The following is a 20,075-nucleotide window of genomic DNA, read 5'->3' as shown; positions in this document are numbered from 1 at the left end:
GAGTTCTCAAGGCAGTCAGGACAGTTGGGGCACCCTGGGGGGTTCAGGGTGCCCCAACCGGCTTTGTGCTACGGCGCGTTGATCAGGTCCACCGGCGGGACGCTGACCGTGCGCGCGCCCTCCTTGCCGCCGAGCGTCACCTTGCGCAGCGAGACGTTGTTCTTGAGGTTCGTCTCCTGGAGGCGGTTGGCCGGGTTCGCCTTGACCTCGATGTAGTACGTGCCGTTCGGCAGGCCCGTGACGTCGAAGGACTGGCCCGGACGGTACTGGGTGTACGTGTCACCGGAGCCGACGTCCAGCACCTCGCGCACGGAGATGGAGTTCTGCTGTCCACAGGCCGTGGACAAGTCCGTGTTGTACGGGTGCCAGTTGGCGTTCTTCACCGTGTAGTCGACGGCGTCCGTGTTGGCGAGGCAGAACGCCTCCTTGCCGCTGCGGACCTCCTTCGTGCGGTCCTCGCTCAGCAGGCGGTAGCTCGCGAAGTCCGTGAAGTGCCAGTGCTCGTGGCCGATGCGCGGGTCCCACTCCATCGTGCCGGCCGGGGTGTAGCCGACCTGCTTGCCGTTCGCGTCGTAGAAGTACTGGTAGGAGTCCATGAGTTCGGCACCCGGCTTGCGGAAGCCGTCCACGACGAGCGGGGCCGGACCGGCGTTCCACACGTTCGCGCTGAACGCGAGGTAGTCCTTGCCGGGTACGTCGCCGTCCTCGCCGTCCGTGATGGAGATGTCCCACGCCGGGAGTGAACGCAGGTCGGGCTTGGGGACGTTGGCAGGGGCGCCCGCCTTGCCGGTCGGCTTGGCCGCGTTCGCCTTCAGCGCCGGGGCGATGCGCGAGCCGTCCGTGTGACCCTTGCCGTCGCCCAAGTGGTGGGCCTGGCCCCGGGCTTCGAGCGCGTGGGACAGCGCGGGCGGGGTCGGGGCGTCGGCGCCGCGCGGGCCGTAGTGGTGGTTCGCGCCCTCCGTCGTACCCGTCGCCGTGTGGCCGGTGTGCTGGGAGCGCAGGCCCTCGCCGCCGCCGTCCTTGATCTCACGGACCGTCACCTTCACGGTCGCCGTGTCGTTGGGGATGCCGAACAGGTCGCGGTACTTCTTCGCGACGCTCGCCTTCGCGGTGTACTCGCCCGCCGGGAGGTTGACCGGCCGGTCGTAGTCCACGGCCGCGGTGTTGGCCGCCCAGCCCTTCTCCACGCCCCAGATGGAGCCCAGGGTAAAGGGGTTGGTGGGGCAGCTCTGCGGATAGTGCGAGGTCGCCGGGGCGTCCGGGCGCAGGCGTCCCGACGCGTTGTTCGGGCAGAACGTCCCCTTGCTGCTGGTGACTTCCTTGCCCGCGGCGTCCTTCACGGACACCTCGATGAAGTCCGGCAGACCCTTGAAGTCCTTGACGAGGCCCGCCGGGAGGGTCTTCGTCGTCACCTTCTTGCCGTCCCGCAGCACCTGTTGCGCGACGATCTGGTCCTTGTACGACTTGCGGGTCACCTTGAACTCGAGGGGCGCGTTGTCGACGGTGAGGTACGTCCCGAGGTCGAGGTAGACCCCCGGGTCCCCCTCGTACTTGTCGAGCACGACGGCCTTCGACGCGGCGACGAGCTTGAGTTGAGGCTGGCCGGGCTTCGCGGCGGTCGCCGCACCCGCCCCCGGCGCGGTCGCCGCGACGGCGGCCACCACGGTGAGCGCGGCCCCCGCGGCCAACGCCGCGCGCTTCTTCACTTGCTTGCGATCTTGCTGACTGGTCATCGGTTCCTCGTCTGTTCCTAGCCTGCGAGCGCCTGGTCATGGACGCCCGGACCGAACAACCCGCATCCCGGACCCCACCCCACGTACCACTGCGACGCGTCCCCACGCGCCCCTGGGATCGGCCCCGATCTGTGAGCACCCTGTGAGACAGGGTTTCTCCGGGCCCGGTTGCCTCGCCCTCCAAGAAGGTCAAAAACTCAACTCAACGATCACCAAGGGATGTTGTCCGAACAGTCAAGGTTCAACCGGGGAACGGCCCGATCACCGGCCCGGCCGCCGCGCATCACTCCCGAAGCACTGGGCGACGTAGGCGTAGGCGTGGCTGTCCTCCTCGTAGCGGGCGTGGAGGAACCTGAGAAGTGTGTTCACCGGCCGATTCTCACCCCTGATGCCATCCTGTTCCTGACGGAGTCGCCGCTCACCCGAAGGGGCCGCCGAGCATGGGCCGGACCGAGTACTACAACGACCCCACCGCACCCGAGGCGAACACCCTCATCCCTGCCAGCAACCTCCTCGTCGCCGACGACATGGGTGCGATCCTCCTCCAGCGCCGCCGCGACACCGGCCAGTGGGCGCTTCCCGGTGGCGCCCAGGACATCGGCGAGACGGCGGCGGAGTGCGCGGTGCGCGAATGCCTGGAGGAGACGGGGATCGTCGCCGAGATCATCGGTTTCCTCGGCGTCTACAGCAACCCCCGCCACATCGTCGCGTACACCGACGGGGAGATCCGCCAGCAGTACGAGAACACGTACATCGGCCGCCCGGTCGGGGGTGAGCCAACGGTCAACGACGAGGCCGACGGCGTACGTTTAGTGCTGCCCGCCGACCTCGACGAGTACGACATCCACCCCAGCATGCGCCAGCAGATCGGCGACTATCTCGCGGGCACGTACCCCTATCTCGGTTGAGCGGTCAACGCTGCCTCGATACGTCCCACAGCCGCGAGAATCTCCGGCGCCGCCCGGCGGATGAACCGTCCGTAGCCGCTCCGGATCTCGGCAACGCGCTCCTCGGCAGTGGTCCGCTCACCGTCAGGAGTGGTCGTCATGCCGCACCGGACGGTCGTGTCCTCGCCGACGACCCGGCCCAGTCCGACGGCATGTTCAGCCACTTCCCGAGCCGTTCTCCTTCCATCAGGCACTCCTCGTCTCACTCAACGGCAGGACGCCGGGCCGGAGTTGGCGGGCCACCCCGCCCTGCGTCCCACCCGCTCAGATCAGCAGCACGCAATCCGGACACGAATAGAGGATGACCTCACCGCGCTGAGCGCAGGGGATCGGTACGAGGGTCCAGTGCCCGCACCGACAGCACGCCGCCTCCAACGGCCTCGGCGGCTCCTCCGCGAGGAGTGCCTCCCGGTTCACGCGGCGGCCCGGCGGCGTTCCCACGCGGCCTGTGCTTGGGCGTGGTGTTCCGCCTGGAGGCGGAAGATCTCCGCAGCGTCTTCTTTGGAGAGGGAGGTCCAGGGGCGGGACCAGGGGCTTACGGGTACTACGGATTGGGGTGCCGGTACGGGGGCCGTACACGGCTTGCGGCGCTTGCCCCGACCGGGAAGGGCGAGCAGAGTGCGCAGGGATGCCGAAATGGCACGCGCGATAGAGTGGCGCATGGCGACAGGCTCCTAAACCTTTGTCGTCATGGCGTCGTCAGCAGAGTGCGCTAACACTCTGAGTCCTGACGGGGCCACTTTTTATTGTTGTGATCGGCACCGTAGCACCGTGATCGAATCCCTGGTGCGCGGATTCCGTGAAGGTGTTCAGCCGGTCGAACGCCGGGAGTGTTCTCATGTCCGCATGGACATGGCTGGAAAGGTAGACCGCGGGGACTACGGCATCGGCGTAACTCCCTGGGACGACGAGGCGTGGCGGGCCGAGGTCGTGGAGTGGGTGCGGGGGGTACTGGGGCACGACGCCGCCGTGGGTGACGTACGGCTGCGCCCCTGGTCCGTGCTCGTGCGTTTCGGGGATCTGTGGTTCAAGGCGAACCCCGAAGGGAGCCGTTTCGAGGCGGGGTTGGGGGAAGGGCTCGCGCGGTGGGTGCCGGGGAGGGTGCTGGGGCCGGTCGCGGTGCGGGCCGAGCGGGGGTGGGCGCTGTGGCCCGACGGGGGAGTGGTGATGCGGGAGGGGGCGGACGTGGGGCTGGCCGCGTGGGAGGAGATGGTGCGCCAGTACGCCGTACTGCAACGGGAGTTGACCGCGCATGTCCCGGAGATCGAGCAGTTGGGCGTACCGTCGGCCCGCCCCGAGGACATCCCGGCGCTCTTCGAGAGGCTGGTCGACGAGAACACCGCCCTCGACCACGCCGGACGCCGTGAACTCCTCTCCCAGTGCCCCAAGTTGAAGGATTGGTGCGAGGAACTCTCGACCACCGGCATCCCCACCTCCCTCGACCACTCCGACCTTCAGGACTCCCAGGTCCTCACCCACCCCCCGTACCACCGCTTCACCTTCTTCGACTGGGGCGACGCCACCCTCGCCCACCCCTTCACCAGCCTCCTGGTCCCCACCCGCGCCGCGACCCGCCGCTACGGCCCCGCGGCGGCCCCCCGCCTCCGCGCCGCCTACCTCGAACCCTGGGCAGCAACAAACCTCACAACTCCCGAACTCCACCGGGCCGTTGCCCTCTCATGCAGGGTGGGCGCGGTCGGCCGCGCCGCCGCCTGGGGGAGGGTGTTCGCGCCACAGGCACCCCCGGAGAACGCGGAAGCGGGAGCGGCCTGGCTGCGAGAGCTGTTCGCCGAAGATCCGATGTGAGGCGCTGAGGGTTCGAGGCACTGAGGCCCGCGAAGCAGATCGCGCAGAGAAAGAATGAAGCGGAGCAAGAAGAAAGGGGCAGTGGCCGCAGAACGGCGAGTGCCCCTTTAAGTCTTCAGTCAATGTAACACGAGCTTCCCGGACCGGTAGGGTGCTGCGATGCCGTTGGTCTCCGCTTCAGATCCCTATGCCCGACACGTGCTGGCCCGGATGGGGGATTACTTTACAGATGAAGGCACACCGTGGGCGCGACGGCTGTGGGACATAGGCTCCGTGCTGGTACTGGAAGAGCTGTGGGAGGCCGGTTACTGGCAGGCGCACGGGGTGCTGTCACAGACCGCCTGCGACTGGCAACGCAATGAGCTCAACGCCTTGATCGGTCCCGACCGGGGTCTTGGTGACAGAGAGCTGCGCAAGGAACTCACGGAGCTGCTGAAGAAACCGCTGCCGGACCCGAGCCCAGCCCGTCGCCGACTCAAGGAGATCATCGGGCACGTACGGGTCGGTTACCTGGGGCGCTGGGCGACGGCCGTGAACGTACCCATGGAGAAGCGCGCCAAGCCGGAGCGCTATTCACGCGCGGTCGCTTCTCACCTTCTGGATCTGGGATACAGCGCCGGCCATCTGAGGTCATGGGCGAACGGTCTTTACCAGGCTCGCGCGACCACGGCGGATATCGCGGACAGTGCGGCGGGTCTGGCCAAGACCCCGGCCAGTCCGTTCGAGGTGCTGGTGGTGTTGCAGAAGGTTCCCCGACGCGAACTCGCCGAGCAGCTGGAGAACTGGCTCAGCAAGGGAAAGGTCGTGAGCTGGCTGCGCGAGCACGGTCACGACGCATCGGGCGTTCGTCCAGGAGGCGGGTTCGTCTACCAGGTACGGGCCCGTGACCCGTTCAGCGCTGCCGAACAGGTACGGCAACTGGTGGAGCGCATGACCGCACGCGCCCAGTTCCTGCGCAAGGACCGGGGAGGCGTGGAGCCTCTGCCATACCTCTGGGTGGCGGGACACCCGCAACCCGTACCGCTCGAACCCCCTGCTCGGGGAGCTGATGTCCTGACCCTGGTCAATGAGGGACATCTGTACCGGATCACGGACCGGCGCAGCAGGATCGACGACGTGCTGGAACTCGCGGCCGTGGTGAATCGCGGTCCTATCGCCCCGGCCGTCGCCGGTGCCTGGGCCGCCGTGGAATCGCTGCTGTCGCATCCGGACGACCCGAAGGAGAACGAGCGATCAGGCAAAGCGGTGGCAGCTGACCGGATGGCCGCCGTCATCGCTTGCTCCTGGCCACGCGCGGAACTCACCGCCCTCGCGTACCGCCACAAGCCTCGGAGCGCCGATGCCCTCGTCCGAGCCGTGGCGGCCTGCACGACGAACCAGGAACGCGCCAGGCTGGTCGCCGAGACACTGCGCGCCGAAGGCGCTGGAGCGCTGGACTTCACCAGGACGTCCACCAAATACTCCGACGGCCCCGCGGCCCACCGTATGGCCGACCTCGTCCAAGATCCCCGGCCCGTCCTGAACGGCGTGGCGGGGGTTTTCCGGATCGCGCTACGACGCCTGTACCGCACCCGGAACATCATCCTGCACGGTGGCGCCACCCAGGGTGTGGCCCTGGAGGCATCGTTGCGCACCGCTGCGCCGTTGGTGGGCGCGGGGCTGGACCGCATCGTGCACGCCGCGTACGCGGAGGACCTCACCCCGCTGGCCCTCGCCGCGAGGGCCGAGGTGGCCCTTCAACTCGTGAACGGCGAGACCGGGCTCTCCGTCGTCGATCTGCTGGAACCCGTCTGAACGCACCGTCGGATGACACACGAACGGGCCCCAGCCGCACACAGCAGCCAGGGCCCGCCCGATCACCTACCTACGTCCGACCGAACCTCAGACGTTCACCCCGAAGTCCTGCGCGATCCCCGCGAGGCCCGACGCGTAGCCCTGGCCGACCGCGCGGAACTTCCACTCCGCGCCGTTGCGGTACAGCTCGCCGAAGACCATGGCGGTCTCGGTGGCCGCGTCCTCGGAGAGGTCGTAGCGGGCGATCTCCGCGCCGCCGGCCTGGTTGAGGATGCGGATGTACGCGTTGCGGACCTGGCCGAAGTTCTGCGAGCGGTTCTCGGCGTCGTAGATCGAGACCGGGAAGACGATCTTGTCGACGTCGGCGGGGAGGCCCGCGAGGTTGACCTGGATCTGCTCGTCGTCGCCGTCGCCCTCGCCCGTGCGGTTGTCGCCGGTGTGGACGATCGTGTTGTCCGGCGTCTGCTTGTTGTTGAAGAAGACGAAGTGGGCGTCGGAGTAGACCTTGCCCGCCGGGTTGACCGCGATCGCGGAGGCGTCGAGGTCGAAGTCCGTGCCGGTGGTCGTACGGACGTCCCAGCCGAGGCCCACGGTGACGGCGGTCAGGCCCGGAGCCTCCTTGGTGAGCGAGACGTTGCCACCCTTGGACAGGCTTACAGCCATGGTTGGGAGTCCTTCCCTTGTTTTCGTACGTCGGTGCCGCATCCGGCTTGCTGTACGGCGTGAACCTACAGCTACCACGAAGAACGCCCCAGGGTGCCGCAAAGGTTCCCGGCCCCTTTACTTTCTTTACTCTCTTCTCTCCGGCCATCTCCCGGACATGAACATCCGTAATTCGCGTGACTCCCGCCCCCGCCGCCCTCACCATGGAACGCATGTCCGGTCCTCACATCGTCCGAGGCTCCGTCTCCCTCCCGGAGGCCGAGCTGATCTGGCGTTTCTCGCGCTCGTCGGGGCCGGGCGGCCAGCACGTCAACACGAGCGACACGCAAGTGGAACTCCGCTTCGACCTGGCCCGTACGGAATCCCTCCCGCCCGTCTGGAAAGAACGCGCGCTGGAGCGCCTCGCAGCCCGCCTGGTCGACGGCGTCGTCGTCGTACGCGCCTCCGAGCACCGTTCGCAGTGGCGCAATCGCGAAGCGGCGGCCGTCCGCCTCGCGTCCCTCCTCGCGGAGGCCACCGCCCCGCCCCCGAAGCCCCGCCGCGCCACCCGCATCCCCCGGGGCATCAACGAACGCCGCCTGCGCGAGAAGAAGGCCCGCGCGGAAACGAAGAAGGGCCGCTCGGGCAAGGACTGGTGAGGGACGGGTACGACATACCGGAGGGGTACGGGTACGCCGCTACCGGAGACGTACGAGTACGGGGTACCGGAGAGTTACGCCGCTCCCCCCTACCCCGGTAGTCCCCCTCACCCCAGCTCCAGCACCCCCACCACCTCTTCCTCCCCGGCCTGCTCCCCGGCGTCGACGATGAGCCGGGGCCAGGCCACCCCGGGATGCACATACGCCTTCGCCAGCGACTTCACGACCGGCGCGACGGCGAACTCCTGCTCCGGTCGGACGGTGACACCGATCGCTTTCGTGAAATTGGCCGGCGTGATCTCTTCAAGTCGGGGTACGGGCATGGCGGCACCCTAGGTAGACCCCTCAGGCGCCCGCGACGAGTTTTCCGTACGCCGCCGACCCCCTACCCCAGTTGTCGGTACCTACCCCGGAAGTACAACAACGGCCCGCCCTCCGCACTCGGCACGGAAGCCGAAAGGACTCGTCCGATCACCAACGTATGGTCCCCGGCGACCACCCGCTCCTCGGTCCGGCACTCCAGATTCGCGAGCGCACCCCCCACCATCGGCGCGCCGGTGAGCGTACCTCGCAGGTATGGGATGTCCTCGAAGAGGAGCCGGTCACTGAGCCGCCCCTTCATCGCGAAGCGCCCGGCGATGTGCCGCTGGCTCTCGGAGAGGACGGAGACGGCCCACAGGTGCTGCTCGTCGAGGAGGTCGTCCATGCGGGACCCGTTACGGAGGCTGATCATGACCAGCGGCGGATCGAGGGACACGGACATGAACGCGGTCGCGGTCATGCCGACGTCCTCGGCGGGCGGCGCGGCCGGATCGTCGGCGTCCAGGGACGGCTCCTGCGCGGTGACCAGCACCACACCACCGGCCAGCCGGGCCATCGAGGCCCGGAACTCGTCGTTGCTCACCCCCTCAGCATGCCCGGTGAGGGTGGGGACGGGGGGCGGGGAAGTGTTCGGCACGGTCAAGGACGCTAGTGTCCGCGGCCCCTCGGACACATCGGACTCCGGCCCGAGAACGGTCGTACGTCCAGGTCCTACGACCGACCGAAACCCGACCGCCCCAAGGGAACCATCGACGTACAGTAAGCGTTCTCTGTACAGTCGGTAACACGTCTCGTACCACTCTGAAAATTGCAGAAACGCCGACCAATTGCTCACGTTTTGCTGTGACTTGAGTCACAAGGGGCAGGAATTGTTGACCCTGTGTACCGAGTTGGCGGCGCGCTGTGATTCAGTGGCGGTGAAAAGGTACGCCGATGAACAACCCTTGATTCGCTGCGAAGTCTCGGGGGGAGGGCGAACATGGAGACCGAGTCGGAGCCTTATGTCCGCCTCGCGTCCCTGCGGCAACTGCACCAGGCGATGGCCGACATGAACACGGCCCGCAGCCTGGCGGACACCTTGCAGACCGTCGCGGACGGAGTCGTGAACGCCCTCGGCTACGAGCTGGCGTGCGTCAACCTCGTGCGGAACGACGGCCATCTCGTCGTCGCCGCCTTCGCCGGGAACCCGGCCGCGGAGGCGCTCATCACCGGCCGCGTGGGCTCGCGCGAGTCCTGGGAGCGCCGCCTCGCGATGGGCGAGAGGTGGGGGGACCTGGTCTTCATCCCGCACACCGAGGGATGGGTACTGGACGACGACGACGTACCCCAGTGGTACACCGACGGCCCCCCGCCCCGCTTCGAGGACGAGTGGCACCCCTCGGACCGCCTGTTCGCCCCCATGTACACCCCACCCTCCCAGGGGGGTACCTGCGGCGAGCTGATCGGAGTCCTCTCGGTGGACCGCCCGCGCAACGGCCGGCTGCCGGGCGCGTGGGGCCGCGAGGCACTTCAGATGTACGCCTTCCAGGCGGCCATAGCGGTCAGCAACGCCCGCCTCCGCTCCAACATCCAGCGCGCCCTGGTCCGCCTGGAGCGCGAGCAGCAGGCCCTGCGGGCGAGCGAGGAATCGTTCCGCGCGGCGTTCGAGAACGCACCCTCGGGCATGGCCATCGCCGAGCTGGGCGGCGAACAGCACGGCCGAATACTCCGGACGAACGACGCCCTGTGCCGCCTGCTGGGCCGTCCCGCCACCGCGATGCGCCGCTACGCCTTCTCCGACCTCGCCCACCCGGAGGACATAGGCACCCTCCTGCGCACCTCCGCCGAGGGAGGCCGCGTGGAACTGAGACTGCGCCGCCGGGACGATACGTACATATGGGTGTCCCTCCGTAACTCCGTGGTAGCAGACGCCGCCGACGGGCCGCGCTTCCTCCTCACCCACATCGAGGACATAGAGGACCGCAAGCGCCGCGAGCTCCAGCTCGCCCACCGCGCCTCCCACGACTCCCTCACCGGCCTCCCGAACTCCGCCGAGCTGCGCGCCCGCCTCTCCGCCCGGATCTGCCGGCGCCCGCAGTCCACCCACCCGGCCGAGCTCGACGCGATGGACCGGACGTACGGCCCCGGTGCGCACGACGCGAACGGCCACGGCTTCGACTACCACCCCACCCCCACCCCCACGTATGACGGGTATGACCACGTCCACGTCGTCTCCCCGGACGAGAGCGCCCGCGACGACGGGACGAAGGGGCTCGCCGTCCTCTTCTGCGACCTCGACGGCTTCAAGTCGATCAACGACCGCTTCGGGCACAACGCGGGCGACGCGGTCCTCATCGAGGTCGCCCGGCGCCTCGGCCGCGCGGTCCGCGACGGCGACACGGTCGCGCGGCTCGGCGGCGACGAGTTCGTGATCCTCGCCGACGGCCTCGGCCGCGCCGACGCCACCGACCTCGCCGTACGCCTCAGGAACGAGATCATCCAGCCGATCCGCGCCGAGGGGCGGGCCGTGCGGGTGGGGGCCAGCTTCGGGATCGGCTGGGCACAGTGCGGCATGACGGCGGACGAGGTGCTGAAATCCGCTGACGAGCGGATGTACGTCGAGAAACGATCTCGTCCCAAACAGCATCGACGGGCCGGATAAACCGCAGGTCAGAGGGTTTGAGGAGGCGCACTCACCCGTTCGGGTCAATCGGAGCGGGTAGGCTCGCTCTTCTCACCACCTTATGTAGACGGCCCCGCACCTGTTGAGGAGTTCGAGGGATGACGCCCGGCAACAACGGCGCGAGCACGCCGGAGGACGACGACCCGTTCGGCTACCTCTACGAGGACGGACAGGCCCGGGGAGCCCAGCCGCCGTCCGGTGGCGGGTACGGCTACCCGAACTCGGTCAACCGGGTACGAGCGGTCGGCGACCGCCGCCCCGCCGCGGGCCCGCAGCAGCAGACGGCCGCGTACGGCCAGGTACCCCAGCAGTACGGGGTACCCCCCCAACCTCAGCAGTACGGCGCACCCCAGCAGCAGGGGGCGTACGGCTCTCCGCAGCAGGGCCAGGGTCTCCACCAGGGCCCGCCCCAGCAGCAGCCGCCGCGCAGCGGCAACCGGGGCGGCGGCCGGGGCCCCAACACCAAGGGCCTCCTGATCGGCGCGGTCGCCGTGGTCATGGCCGTCGTCGTCGGCATCGTCATCGCGGTGTCACTCGGCGACAAGGACAAGGACGCCGACAAGGGCACGAACCCGACGCCGGAGGCGTCGTCGCCGGCGAGCGCTTCGGCGAGCGACCCGGGCAGCAGCCCGAAGGCCGAGGACGACCTGCCCGGGACGACCGACGCGAAGGCGATGAAGCTGGACGGCGGAGCGACTACCGCCTCGGACATAGAGGGTTCGAAGTCCGGGACCTACGTCACCGGCCTCAACACCGAGGGCGCATCGGTCACCTGGACCGTCAACGGCATCCCGGAGACCGGGACTTACACCGTCTTCGCCCTCTTCAACGTGACGGGCGAGGACCAGGAGATGACCCTCTCCGTCAACGGCAAGCCCTTCGGCAGCAAGGTCAACTTCGGCAACTTCACCCACTCCACGGACCCCACCCGGGCCTGGACCAACACCTACGCCTGGCCGACCCTGACCAAGGGCACCAACACCATCTCCATCTCCTGCCAGTCCGGCGACAAGTGCAACGTCCTGCTGGACCAGATGGCACTGCGCAAGGGCCAGGTCAAAACCCTCGACTAGGCCGCGCTGACCTCCCCCCGCACCGCCACCCGCCCCACCCACTCCTCGTACGCCCCCCGGTCGAACTCCCCCGCCCCCGGCGCCAGTACGGTCGCCATCGACAGGGCCAGGGCCCGGGAAAGCCGCTGAGGCCAAGGGAGTTGGTCGAGGAGGCCGGAGAGGAGGCCGGCGGCGGCCGAGTCGCCGGCGCCTGTGGGGTTGCCGTGCAGGCGAGTCGGGGGAGTGGCGCGCCAGCGGCCCTCCGGGGTCATCGCGAGGAGGCCCTCGGGGCCCAGGGACGCGACGATCGAGCGGGCGCCCCGGCGGCGCGCGTCCTGCGCCGCGCGCAACGGGTCGTGGGAGCCGGTGAGTTCGGCCAGTTCGTCGGCGTTCGGGGTGACGATGTCGGGACGCGCCGCGACCCCGCGCCGCAGCGGCTCGCCGCTCGTGTCCAGCAGCACCGGTACGCCCGCCGTCCGCGCCGCCCGCACCAACCCCGCGTACGCGCCCACCGGTACGCCCTGCGGCAGGCTCCCGCACAGGGCAACCGCCGAGGCGGAGCCCAGGAGTTGGTCGTACACCTCCAGGAACGCGCCCCACTCGGCGGGCGTGACGGCCGGGCCCGGTTCGTTCAACTGAGTCGTGTCACCGGTGTGCGTGTCCACGACCGCGACGGTCCTGCGGGTGTGCCCGGAGATCGGCACGAGCGCGTCGATCACCCTGGGGATCAAGGTGAGTTGATCCTGTACGACCTTCCCCGTCGCGCCGCCCACGAAGCCCGTCGCCGTCACCTCGTGGCCGAGGGCGGCGAGGACGCGGGCCACGTTCAGGCCCTTGCCGCCCGGCCGTTCGGTGACGTCCGTGACGCGGTGGGCCGTATGAGGGCGCAGTCCCCTCACGCGATAGGTGATGTCGAGCGCGGTGTTGAGCGTGACCGTGAGGATCACCAGCCTCGACCTCCCCTTCGTCGGCGCTCATGGCGTGCTCCCGAAGGTCGGATCATGCCAAAGGGGCAGCGCCCTGAGGTCGCCGATTTCACGCCAGTTCAGGTGTTGCTACCCAACTGCCGTGCCTCATCACGCCCTTGAGGTCGAAGTTCTCGTCCAGGACGAGGAGGTCGGCGAGTTTGCCGGGTTCCAGGGAACCGATCTCGTCCAGGCGGCCCAGCAGGCGGGCCGGGTTGACGCACAGTGCCTGTACGGCGTCCTCGATCCGGATGCCGTCGATCGTCACCGCCCGCTTGAACGCGCGGTCCAGCGTCAGCGTCGAGCCCGCGATCGAGCCGCCCTCCACCAACCTCGCGACGCCGTCGGTGACTTCGACCTCCAGTGGCCCCAGCAGGTACCTGCCGTCGCCGGTGCCGGCCGCGTCCATCGCGTCCGTGATGAACGCGACGCGCTCCGCGCCGGCCAGCCGGAACGCCAACTCCAGTGCCGCCGGGTGGAGATGGGTGCCGTCGTTGATCAACTCGACCGTCACGCGCGGGTCTTCGAGCAGCGCCGCCACCGGGCCCGGCGACCTGTGGCCCAGCGGGGGCATCGCGTTGAACAGGTGCGTCGCCACGGTCGCGCCCGCCTCGATCGCCTCCCTCGTCTGCTCGTACGTCGCGTCCGTGTGGCCGATCGCCGCGATCACTCCGTGGTCGGCGAGGAGTCTCACCGAGTCGATTCCGCCGGGGAGTTCGGTGGCCAGCGTCAGCATCGTGGCGTGGCCCCTCGCCGCGTCGATCAGCTTCCGTACGTCCGCCGGGTGCGGGTGCCTCAGCAGGGCCTCCGCGTGGGCGCCCTTGCGGCACGGGGAGATGAACGGGCCCTCGAAGTGGATGCCGGCGATCTCTCCGTCCTCGGCGAACTCGCTGAGCAGGGCCGCCTGTTGGGCGAGGACGTCCAGGTCGTTCGTCACCGTCGAGGCGACGAGGGTGGTGGTGCCGTGGGTGCGGTGGGTGTGGAGGGCGGTCCGTACGTCGTCGGCTGTGCCGGAGAAGGAGGCTCCGCCTCCGCCGTGGTTGTGGAGGTCCACGAAGCCGGGGATCAGGTAGTGGCCGGTGAGGTCGATCCGGTGGGCGTTCCCGGGGGCCTCGGAGGTGATGCGCTTGCCGTGAACGGCGATGTCCTGGACGGCGGTTCTGGAGGGGAGGACCGCTGTCGCGCCGGTGAGGATCGTCGTCGGATGCGGGTCGGATGTGGTTGCTCGCGCCCGCGCGGCGGTAGCCGCGAAGTGAGCGGAGTCCCGCGCCCCTGGGTTGGATGCCGTCACGGCGTTTCCTCCGTAGCCTTCGTTGAGGATCGGCGTGTGTGCCCGTCGTGGGCGGTCGCGCCCGCGCGGCGGAGCCGCACATCGACACAGCCCCGCGCCCCTGGGGTGGGTGCCATTACGGCGTTTCCTCCATACCGTCCGTTTGCTTGAGAAGATCCCATGCCATCAAGCCCGCTCCCAGGCAGCCCGCCGTGTCGCCCAGGGCCGCCGGGACGATCTCCGGGGTGTGTTGGAACGTCACCCTTGAGCGGATCGCCTCCCGCAAGGGTGCGAACAGGGTGTCCCCCGATTCCGCCAAGCCCCCTCCGATCACGATCCTCGTCGGGTCCAGGAGGGTCAGCGCCGTCATCAGGCCGTCCGCGAGGGTCGTCACCGCCTGCTGCCACACCTCCACCGCCCTGGGGTCGCCCGCCTCCACCGCCTTCGCGCAGTCCGCCGCGTCCGCCGTGGGGTCGCCGGAGGCCCTCGCCCAGGACTCCGTCACCGCCGCCGCCGACGCGTACCGCTCCAGACAGCCCCGTTGGCCGCACGGGCAGGGGATGCCTCCGGGGCGTACGACGATGTGGCCGATCTCACCGGCGGAGCCGTGGGCGCCGGGGTCGATGCCCGTGGGGGTGCCGATCGCGCCGGCGATGCCGGTGCCGAGGGCCAGGAAGAGGAAGCGGGGGGTTTCGCGGGCGGCGCCCAGGCGGCCTTCCGCGAGGCCGCCCGTGCGTACGTCGTGGCCCAGTACCGCAGGGGTACCGGTACGGGTCGCCAGGAGGTCGCGCAGGGGGACGTCGCGCCAGCCGAGGTTCGCGGCGTAGACGGCTACCCCTGAGGTCTCATCGATGATGCCGGGGACGGCGAGACCCGAGGCCAGGGCGGCTTCACCCAAGTGGCGTACCCCGTACGACCGGAGGTCCGCCGCGAAGTCGAGGATTCCCCCGATCACCGCCTCGGTGCCCCGCTCGCGGGCCGTGGGCCTGCGGTCGCGGTGCAGCAGCGCGCCGTCCGCGCCGACCAGGGCGCCCTTCATCGCGGTGCCGCCCACGTCGAGGGCGATGACATGTCTCACGGTGAACAGTGTGGCCGAGGACCCCGGAGAGGTCTAGTCCACTGGGGTGGTGTAGACCTTGATCCGAATATCGGACAAGTGTGTGTGGGGTGGCAGCAGTGGTGCACAGGGGTTGGGTCGGGGCCTTGGCCGCGCTGGGTATGACGGTGGCTGTCGGGGGGTGCGGGGTACTCGGGAGTGACTCCGACCGGGTGAGCCTCAGACTCGTCGCCGCGGACTACGGGGACAGCGCGGCCAACAGCTCCACCAAGTACTGGGCCAAGCTGACCAAGGCGTACGAGGAGAAGCACCCCGACGTCGACGTCCAGGTCAGCGTGTACTCATGGAACGACGTCGACAGCAAGGTCAAGGCCATGGTCGACGACGGGAACGCGCCCGACATGGCGCAGATCGGGTCGTACGCCGACTACGCCGACCGCGGTCTCCTCTACAAGGCCGGTGACCTGCTCTCCATCCCCACCCAGGCCGACTTCGTCTCCCAGCTCGCCAGTGCGGGCAAGGTCCGCGGGCAGCAGTACGGGATGCCCTTCGCCTCCTCCACCCGGCTCCTCTTCTACAACAAGGGGCTGTTCACCAAGGCGGGGATCACCGAGCCGCCCACGACGTGGGACGAACTCGCCGCCGACGCCGCCAAGTTGAAGGACGCGGGGGTGTCCTACCCGTACGCCCTTCCCCTCGGGCCCGAGGAGGCGCAGGCCGAGGCCATGCAGTGGATGCTCAGCGGGGGCGGGGGGTACACCTCCGCCGCCGGGACCTACAGCCTCGACTCCGTCGAGAACGTCCAGACCTTCGAGTGGCTCCAGAACAAGCTGGTCGACAAGGGGCTGACCGGGCCGGTCGCGCCCGCGAAGCTCAACCGTGCCACCGTGTTCTCCTCCTTCGCCGCCGGTGACGTCGGCATGCTCATCGGGCATCCCTCGCTGATGAAGATGGCCCGGGACAAGGGTGTTCGGTACGGGATGGTGCCCATGCCCGGGAAGGCCGGGGTCCGGCCGCTCACCATGGGGGTCGCCGACTGGATGACCGCGTTCAAGCAGCACGGGAACCGGTCCGAGATCGGCAAGTTCCTCGACTTCGTGTACGACGAGGACAACGTGCTCGCGTTCTCCCGGGAGTACGACCTGCTGCCGGTGACGTCCTCCGCGTCCGCGGTGATGAGTACGGCTCCCGAGGACCGCGACCTCGAACCCTTCCTGGAGCAGCTGCCCCTCTCCGAGTCGTACCCCGTGGGTCGTACGTCCTGGGCCACCGTCGCGGCGTCCATCAAGAAGGGCATCGGCAGCGCGGTGGCCCCGGGGGTACGTCCCGACGACGTGCTGCGCAGGCTGGAGACGGAGGCGATGGCCGCGGAGAGCGGGGTGTCGTAACCGGGGACTACTGTCGGGGTATGCCACCCCCCGACTTGGGCCGCCGCGAACAGGACATCCTGGCGCTGGAGCGCCGCTCGTTCCCCAGCCCCGGCATAAAGGAACGCGCGATCCGCGAGGACCTGGGCATGTCCCCCGTCCACTACTACCAACTCCTCAACGCACTGCTGGACGACCCCAGAGCACTGGCATCGGACCCGGTAACGGTGAACCGCCTACGGCGGGTTCGGGAGGGGCGCCGGGAGGAGCGGTAGGGGGAGGGGCTGGTCGTGGTCGATGCCGGGTGACCGGTCGTTTTTAGGGGCGCGGGGAACTGCGCGAGCAACCACATGCGGCCCGCACCCGAAGTCCCTCGGGGCGGGCGGCCTGTTCGTGGTCGATGCCGGGCGACCGGCCCCCACCGGCCCGCCCCCAACCCTCTACTGTCGACCCCATGGGTACCCACCTGAACCCCCCCGCCCACCAAGCCCTCACCACCATCCGCACCCACCCCTCCCGCTCCCTCCTCGCCTTCGACTTCGACGGCACCCTCGCCCCCATCGTCGACGACCCGGAGAAGTCCCGCCCCTACCCCGGCGCCCTCGCGGCGCTCGCCGCCCTCGCGGACAAGGGCGCGCGCATCGCCGTCATCACCGGCCGCCCCGCCGAAGTAGCCGTCCGCTACGGCCAGTTCGAGGGCGTCGCAGGGATGACCGTGCTCGGCCACTACGGCGCCGAACGCTGGGAGCAGCGCACCGGACAGATCACCGCCCCTCCCCCTCCCCCCGCCCTGGACGACGTACGGCGAGAACTCCCCGGCATCCTCGGCACCACCGACGCCTGGGTCGAGGAGAAGGGGCGAGCCGTCGCCGTACACACCCGGCGCGCGAAGGACCCGCAGGGACTGTGGGAGGCCCTGCGGGAGCCGATCGCCGAACTCGCCACCCGGCACGGGCTGATCGTCGAACCGGGCCGCCTGGTCCTGGAGATCAGGCCGGCCGGGATGGACAAGGGAGCCGCGCTGAAGAGCCTCGTCGAGGAGACCGGCGTCACCGCGGTGCTGTACGCCGGCGACGACCTCGGTGACCTCCCCGCCTTCGACGCCGTGGACGCCCTCCGCGCGGACAACACCCCCGGCGTCCTGATCTGTAGCGGCAGCAACGAAGTAACCGCTCTCAGCAACAGGGCGGACCTGATCGTGGACGGTCCCCCCGGAGTCGTGGAACTCCTGGCTCAGCTCGTCAACGACGTCAGCTGATCGAGGAACCACTGCGTCGGCGGCAACGCGGTCGCGGCGGCGGCGAGCCGCTTCGTCCGCTCCGCCCGCTCCTCGCGCGGCATGGAGAGCGCCTCGTGAAGCGCCTCGGCGGTCTCCAGGATGTCGTACGGATTGACGGTGATCGCGTCGTCGCGCAGCTCCCAGTACGCCCCCGCCTCCCGCGAAAGGACCAGGGCGCACCCCTCGTCGGAGACGACGGGCACCTCCTTGGCGACAAGGTTCATGCCGTCCCGGATCGGATTGACCAGCGCGACATCCGCGAGCCGGTACGCCGCGAGGGACCGCGCGAAGTCATCCTTGAGATGGAGCAGTACGGGGGTCCAAGTCGCGGTCCCGTAGACAGAGTTGATCTCGTCGGCGACCCGCTGGACCTCGTCCATGTAGTCCCGGTACACCTTGAGGTCCTGCCGCGAGGGATACGCGAAAGCTACGTGGACCACACGGTCACGCCACTCGGGGCGAGTGTCGAGCAGGTGCCGGTAGGCCAGTAGCCCCCGCACGATGTTCTTGGACAGCTCGGTCCGGTCGACGCGGACGACAGCGAGCCGCCCCTCCCCGATCTCCTCACGCAGGGACGCGATCCGGTCCCGTACGTCGGCCTGGTCCGCGCGGTCGCGGAGGAAGTCGGCGTCGGCGCCGAGGGGGTACACCCCGATCCCGGTCGACCCGGTCCCGTCGGGACAACAGGACGCGAACGCGTCGGCCCACCGCCGGGTGAGGAACCCCAGCTGGTCGGCGGAGAGCATGCTGGTCAGGAGCTGCGTACGGATGTCGTCGGGAAGCAGCGCGAAGTAGTCCGGCGGAGCCCAGGGTGTGTGCGAGAAGTGACCGATCCGCAGATCGGGCCGCAACTCCCGCAGCATGCCCGGCACGAGGCACAGGTGGTAGTCCTGTACGAGTACGGCGGCCCCCTCGGCCGCCCCCTCCGCCAGCGCCCGCGCGAACGCCCGGTTGTACGCCTCGTACGACACCCACTGCCGTCTGAACTCCGCGTCGAACACGGGCTCCAGCGGCGTCTGGTACAGCATGTGGTGGACGAACCACAGCACGGAGTTGGCGATGCCGTTGTACGCGTCGGCGTGCACGTCGGCGGGGATGTCGAGCATCCGCGTCCCCGGCTCGCCGACCCCTCGCCGTACGGCCTCACGGTCCCCGTCGGACAGCGCGCTGCACACCCACAGCGCACCGGAGTCCGGGTCGATCGCGGAGAGCCCGGAGACGACCCCGCCGCCGCCGCGCCTGGCGTGCAGCGCGCCGTCGTCGCCGACGGAGTAGGAGACGGGGCCCCGGTTGGAGGCGACGAGCACACGCGAAGCACCGAACGTCATACGCCCAACCTAGCCAGGCGCTGCGCTGCTCAAACGTTCGGAACGTATACGTGGCATGGGACTCAGGGGTATGCAGCCCTCAAGTACTAACCGGTTACACCCCGGGAGCCACTCACGCGACCTTCCGCCTCGCGTACTCCGCGATCTCCACCATCGGCGGCCTCTCCTCGGTGTCCACCGAATACGTCCGCGCCTCGAACCCGCCCTCGCTCCGCTCGAACTGGGTCAGCGCCGGACGGATCAAGTGCCCACGCGCCAGCCGCAGTTGGGCCGTACGGTAGATCGCCGCGGACATCCGCCCCAGCGCCTGCCCGTCCTGGTGACGATGCTTGCGGACCCCGATGTCGACCTGGGCCAGGGCGTCGAGGCCGACCAGATGCAGGGCGTCGACCAGCATGCCCAGCTCGACCCCGTACCCCACCGGGAACGGAAGCTGCTCCAGCAGACTGCGCCGGGCCGCGTACTCGCCCCCCAACGGCTGCACGAACCCGGCGAGTTGAGGCCAGTGCATGTTCAGCAGCGGGCGCGCCATCAGCTCCGTCACCCGCCCGCCCTGCCCCGACGCGCCGGCGAGGGGGCGGTCGTACATGCCCTTCACCAGATCGACGTCCGGATCGGTCAGCAGCGGACCCACGATCCCGGAGACGAAGTCGGAGGAGAAGTCGCGCAGGTCCGCGTCGATGAAGCAGACGATGTCGCCGGTGGTGGCGAGCAGGGACCGCCAGAGGACCTCGCCCTTGCCGGGGACGGCGGGGATGCGGGGCAGGATCGCGTCGCGATGGACGACGCGGGCCCCCGCCGAGGCCGCGACGGACGCTGTACGGTCCGTCGAGCCGGAGTCGACGACGACGAGCTCGTCGACGAGCGGCACCTGGAGCATCAGGTCGTGGCGGATGACCGCGACGATGTCACCGACCGTCGCCTCCTCGTTCAGCGCGGGGAGGACCACGGAGACGGTCAGCCCGGTGGCCCGCTTCGCCGCCATGATCCGGTGGAGGGGGCGGTCGGTCACCGACCAGGAGCGGGTGGCCAGCCAGCGCTCGGCTTCTTCCAGCACAGTCAGCGGCTCCTCACTGTCACGGTCACACTGCGACGTGTGATCCATCTCGCGCCTCGGACGACTATCTCAACTGTCGTGGCCTTCGGTTACAGTCTTGAACAACGCTGGTGACCATCGCATGTCGGGGACGCCT

At 69.3% G+C, this 20,075-nt stretch carries 18 protein-coding genes and 2 pseudogenes; 9 read left to right on the top strand and 11 right to left on the bottom strand.

The features are described 5' to 3' along the window. Positions 1 to 68: 68 nt before the first annotated feature. On the bottom strand, positions 69 to 1,733 hold the full coding sequence (locus tag ACQCO7_RS19145) for a lysyl oxidase family protein (protein ID WP_464072999.1): 1,665 nt from the start codon (positions 1,731 to 1,733) through the stop codon (positions 69 to 71). Between the two features lie 440 nt (positions 1,734 to 2,173). On the opposite strand from ACQCO7_RS19145, the gene ACQCO7_RS19140 reads away from it, so the two are divergent. Continuing rightward, on the top strand, positions 2,174 to 2,641 hold the full coding sequence (locus tag ACQCO7_RS19140; protein WP_464072998.1) for an NUDIX domain-containing protein: 468 nt from the start codon (positions 2,174 to 2,176) through the stop codon (positions 2,639 to 2,641). Here the strand turns inward: ACQCO7_RS19140 and ACQCO7_RS19135 are convergent. After that, positions 2,629 to 2,802 (bottom strand): annotated as a pseudogene (locus tag ACQCO7_RS19135) (phosphohydrolase); the annotation flags it as partial. The gene ACQCO7_RS19140 and the pseudogene ACQCO7_RS19135 overlap by 13 nt on opposite strands. A gap of 291 nt (positions 2,803 to 3,093) precedes the next feature. Beyond that, on the bottom strand, positions 3,094 to 3,342 hold the full coding sequence (locus ACQCO7_RS19130) for a hypothetical protein (RefSeq protein ID WP_464072997.1): 249 nt from the start codon (positions 3,340 to 3,342) through the stop codon (positions 3,094 to 3,096). Positions 3,343 to 3,532: 190 nt separating this feature from the next. Between ACQCO7_RS19130 and ACQCO7_RS19125 the strand changes: the two genes are divergently transcribed. Next, complete coding sequence (locus ACQCO7_RS19125; RefSeq protein ID WP_464072996.1) at positions 3,533 to 4,486, top strand: aminoglycoside phosphotransferase family protein; 954 nt, start codon at positions 3,533 to 3,535, stop codon at positions 4,484 to 4,486. 159 nt (positions 4,487 to 4,645) lie between these two features. Continuing rightward, positions 4,646 to 6,280, top strand: a complete 1,635-nt coding sequence (locus tag ACQCO7_RS19120) for a hypothetical protein (protein WP_464072995.1) — start codon at positions 4,646 to 4,648, stop codon at positions 6,278 to 6,280. Positions 6,281 to 6,367: 87 nt separating this feature from the next. Here ACQCO7_RS19120 and ACQCO7_RS19115 read toward each other — a convergent pair whose 3' ends face one another. Beyond that, positions 6,368 to 6,943, bottom strand: a complete 576-nt coding sequence (locus ACQCO7_RS19115; RefSeq protein WP_464072994.1) for a TerD family protein — start codon at positions 6,941 to 6,943, stop codon at positions 6,368 to 6,370. 212 nt (positions 6,944 to 7,155) lie between these two features. Between ACQCO7_RS19115 and arfB the strand changes: the two genes are divergently transcribed. Further along, the gene (gene arfB, locus ACQCO7_RS19110; protein ID WP_464072993.1) at positions 7,156 to 7,581 is read left to right on the top strand and encodes an alternative ribosome rescue aminoacyl-tRNA hydrolase ArfB; all 426 of its coding nucleotides are present in this window, start codon (positions 7,156 to 7,158) and stop codon (positions 7,579 to 7,581) included. 143 nt (positions 7,582 to 7,724) lie between these two features. Here the strand turns inward: arfB and ACQCO7_RS19105 are convergent. Together ACQCO7_RS19105 and ACQCO7_RS19100 are read right to left on the bottom strand one after the other, a co-directional pair. Continuing rightward, a pseudogene (locus ACQCO7_RS19105) lies at positions 7,725 to 7,904 on the bottom strand (GNAT family N-acetyltransferase); the annotation flags it as partial. Positions 7,905 to 7,966: 62 nt separating this feature from the next. After that, entirely contained in the window at positions 7,967 to 8,485 is a 519-nt protein-coding gene (locus ACQCO7_RS19100) for a flavin reductase family protein (protein WP_464072992.1), read from the bottom strand. 396 nt (positions 8,486 to 8,881) lie between these two features. Here ACQCO7_RS19100 and cdgB point away from each other — a divergent pair, with 396 nt between their 5' ends. Next, complete coding sequence (gene cdgB / locus ACQCO7_RS19095) at positions 8,882 to 10,543, top strand: diguanylate cyclase CdgB (RefSeq protein WP_464072991.1); 1,662 nt, start codon at positions 8,882 to 8,884, stop codon at positions 10,541 to 10,543. A 119-nt stretch (positions 10,544 to 10,662) separates the two neighbouring features. After that, the gene (locus ACQCO7_RS19090) at positions 10,663 to 11,637 is read left to right on the top strand and encodes a carbohydrate-binding protein (protein WP_464072990.1); all 975 of its coding nucleotides are present in this window, start codon (positions 10,663 to 10,665) and stop codon (positions 11,635 to 11,637) included. Here the strand turns inward: ACQCO7_RS19090 and ACQCO7_RS19085 are convergent. The 3 genes from ACQCO7_RS19085 to ACQCO7_RS19075 form a co-directional block, all read right to left on the bottom strand. Next, positions 11,634 to 12,563 (bottom strand): 1-phosphofructokinase family hexose kinase, encoded by a 930-nt coding sequence (locus ACQCO7_RS19085; RefSeq protein WP_464072989.1) that lies wholly within the window; start codon positions 12,561 to 12,563, stop codon positions 11,634 to 11,636. The genes ACQCO7_RS19090 and ACQCO7_RS19085 overlap by 4 nt on opposite strands. A gap of 88 nt (positions 12,564 to 12,651) precedes the next feature. Then, entirely contained in the window at positions 12,652 to 13,776 is a 1,125-nt protein-coding gene (nagA, locus tag ACQCO7_RS19080; protein ID WP_464077241.1) for an N-acetylglucosamine-6-phosphate deacetylase, read from the bottom strand. A 211-nt stretch (positions 13,777 to 13,987) separates the two neighbouring features. After that, entirely contained in the window at positions 13,988 to 14,929 is a 942-nt protein-coding gene (locus ACQCO7_RS19075) for an ROK family protein (protein WP_464072988.1), read from the bottom strand. Positions 14,930 to 15,069: 140 nt separating this feature from the next. Between ACQCO7_RS19075 and ACQCO7_RS19070 the strand changes: the two genes are divergently transcribed. From ACQCO7_RS19070 to otsB, 3 genes are all read left to right on the top strand, one after another. Continuing rightward, a complete protein-coding gene (locus tag ACQCO7_RS19070; protein ID WP_464077240.1) occupies positions 15,070 to 16,296 on the top strand; it encodes an extracellular solute-binding protein in 1,227 nt (408 codons plus the stop codon). 20 nt (positions 16,297 to 16,316) lie between these two features. Then, positions 16,317 to 16,550, top strand: a complete 234-nt coding sequence (locus ACQCO7_RS19065; RefSeq protein ID WP_464072987.1) for a DUF3263 domain-containing protein — start codon at positions 16,317 to 16,319, stop codon at positions 16,548 to 16,550. Positions 16,551 to 16,729: 179 nt separating this feature from the next. Beyond that, positions 16,730 to 17,533, top strand: coding sequence for a trehalose-phosphatase (gene otsB, locus ACQCO7_RS19060; RefSeq protein ID WP_464072986.1), 804 nt, complete (start codon positions 16,730 to 16,732; stop codon positions 17,531 to 17,533). Here the strand turns inward: otsB and ACQCO7_RS19055 are convergent. Together ACQCO7_RS19055 and ACQCO7_RS19050 are read right to left on the bottom strand one after the other, a co-directional pair. Continuing rightward, positions 17,509 to 18,882 (bottom strand): alpha,alpha-trehalose-phosphate synthase (UDP-forming), encoded by a 1,374-nt coding sequence (locus ACQCO7_RS19055; RefSeq protein ID WP_464072985.1) that lies wholly within the window; start codon positions 18,880 to 18,882, stop codon positions 17,509 to 17,511. The genes otsB and ACQCO7_RS19055 overlap by 25 nt on opposite strands. 112 nt (positions 18,883 to 18,994) lie before the next feature. Next, positions 18,995 to 19,939, bottom strand: a complete 945-nt coding sequence (locus tag ACQCO7_RS19050) for a glucosyl-3-phosphoglycerate synthase (protein WP_409116629.1) — start codon at positions 19,937 to 19,939, stop codon at positions 18,995 to 18,997. Positions 19,940 to 20,075: the final 136 nt, after the last annotated feature.

The organism is Streptomyces saintjeani (genome assembly GCF_055409605.1).
This window is presented reverse-complemented; position numbering and strand designations above follow the sequence as displayed.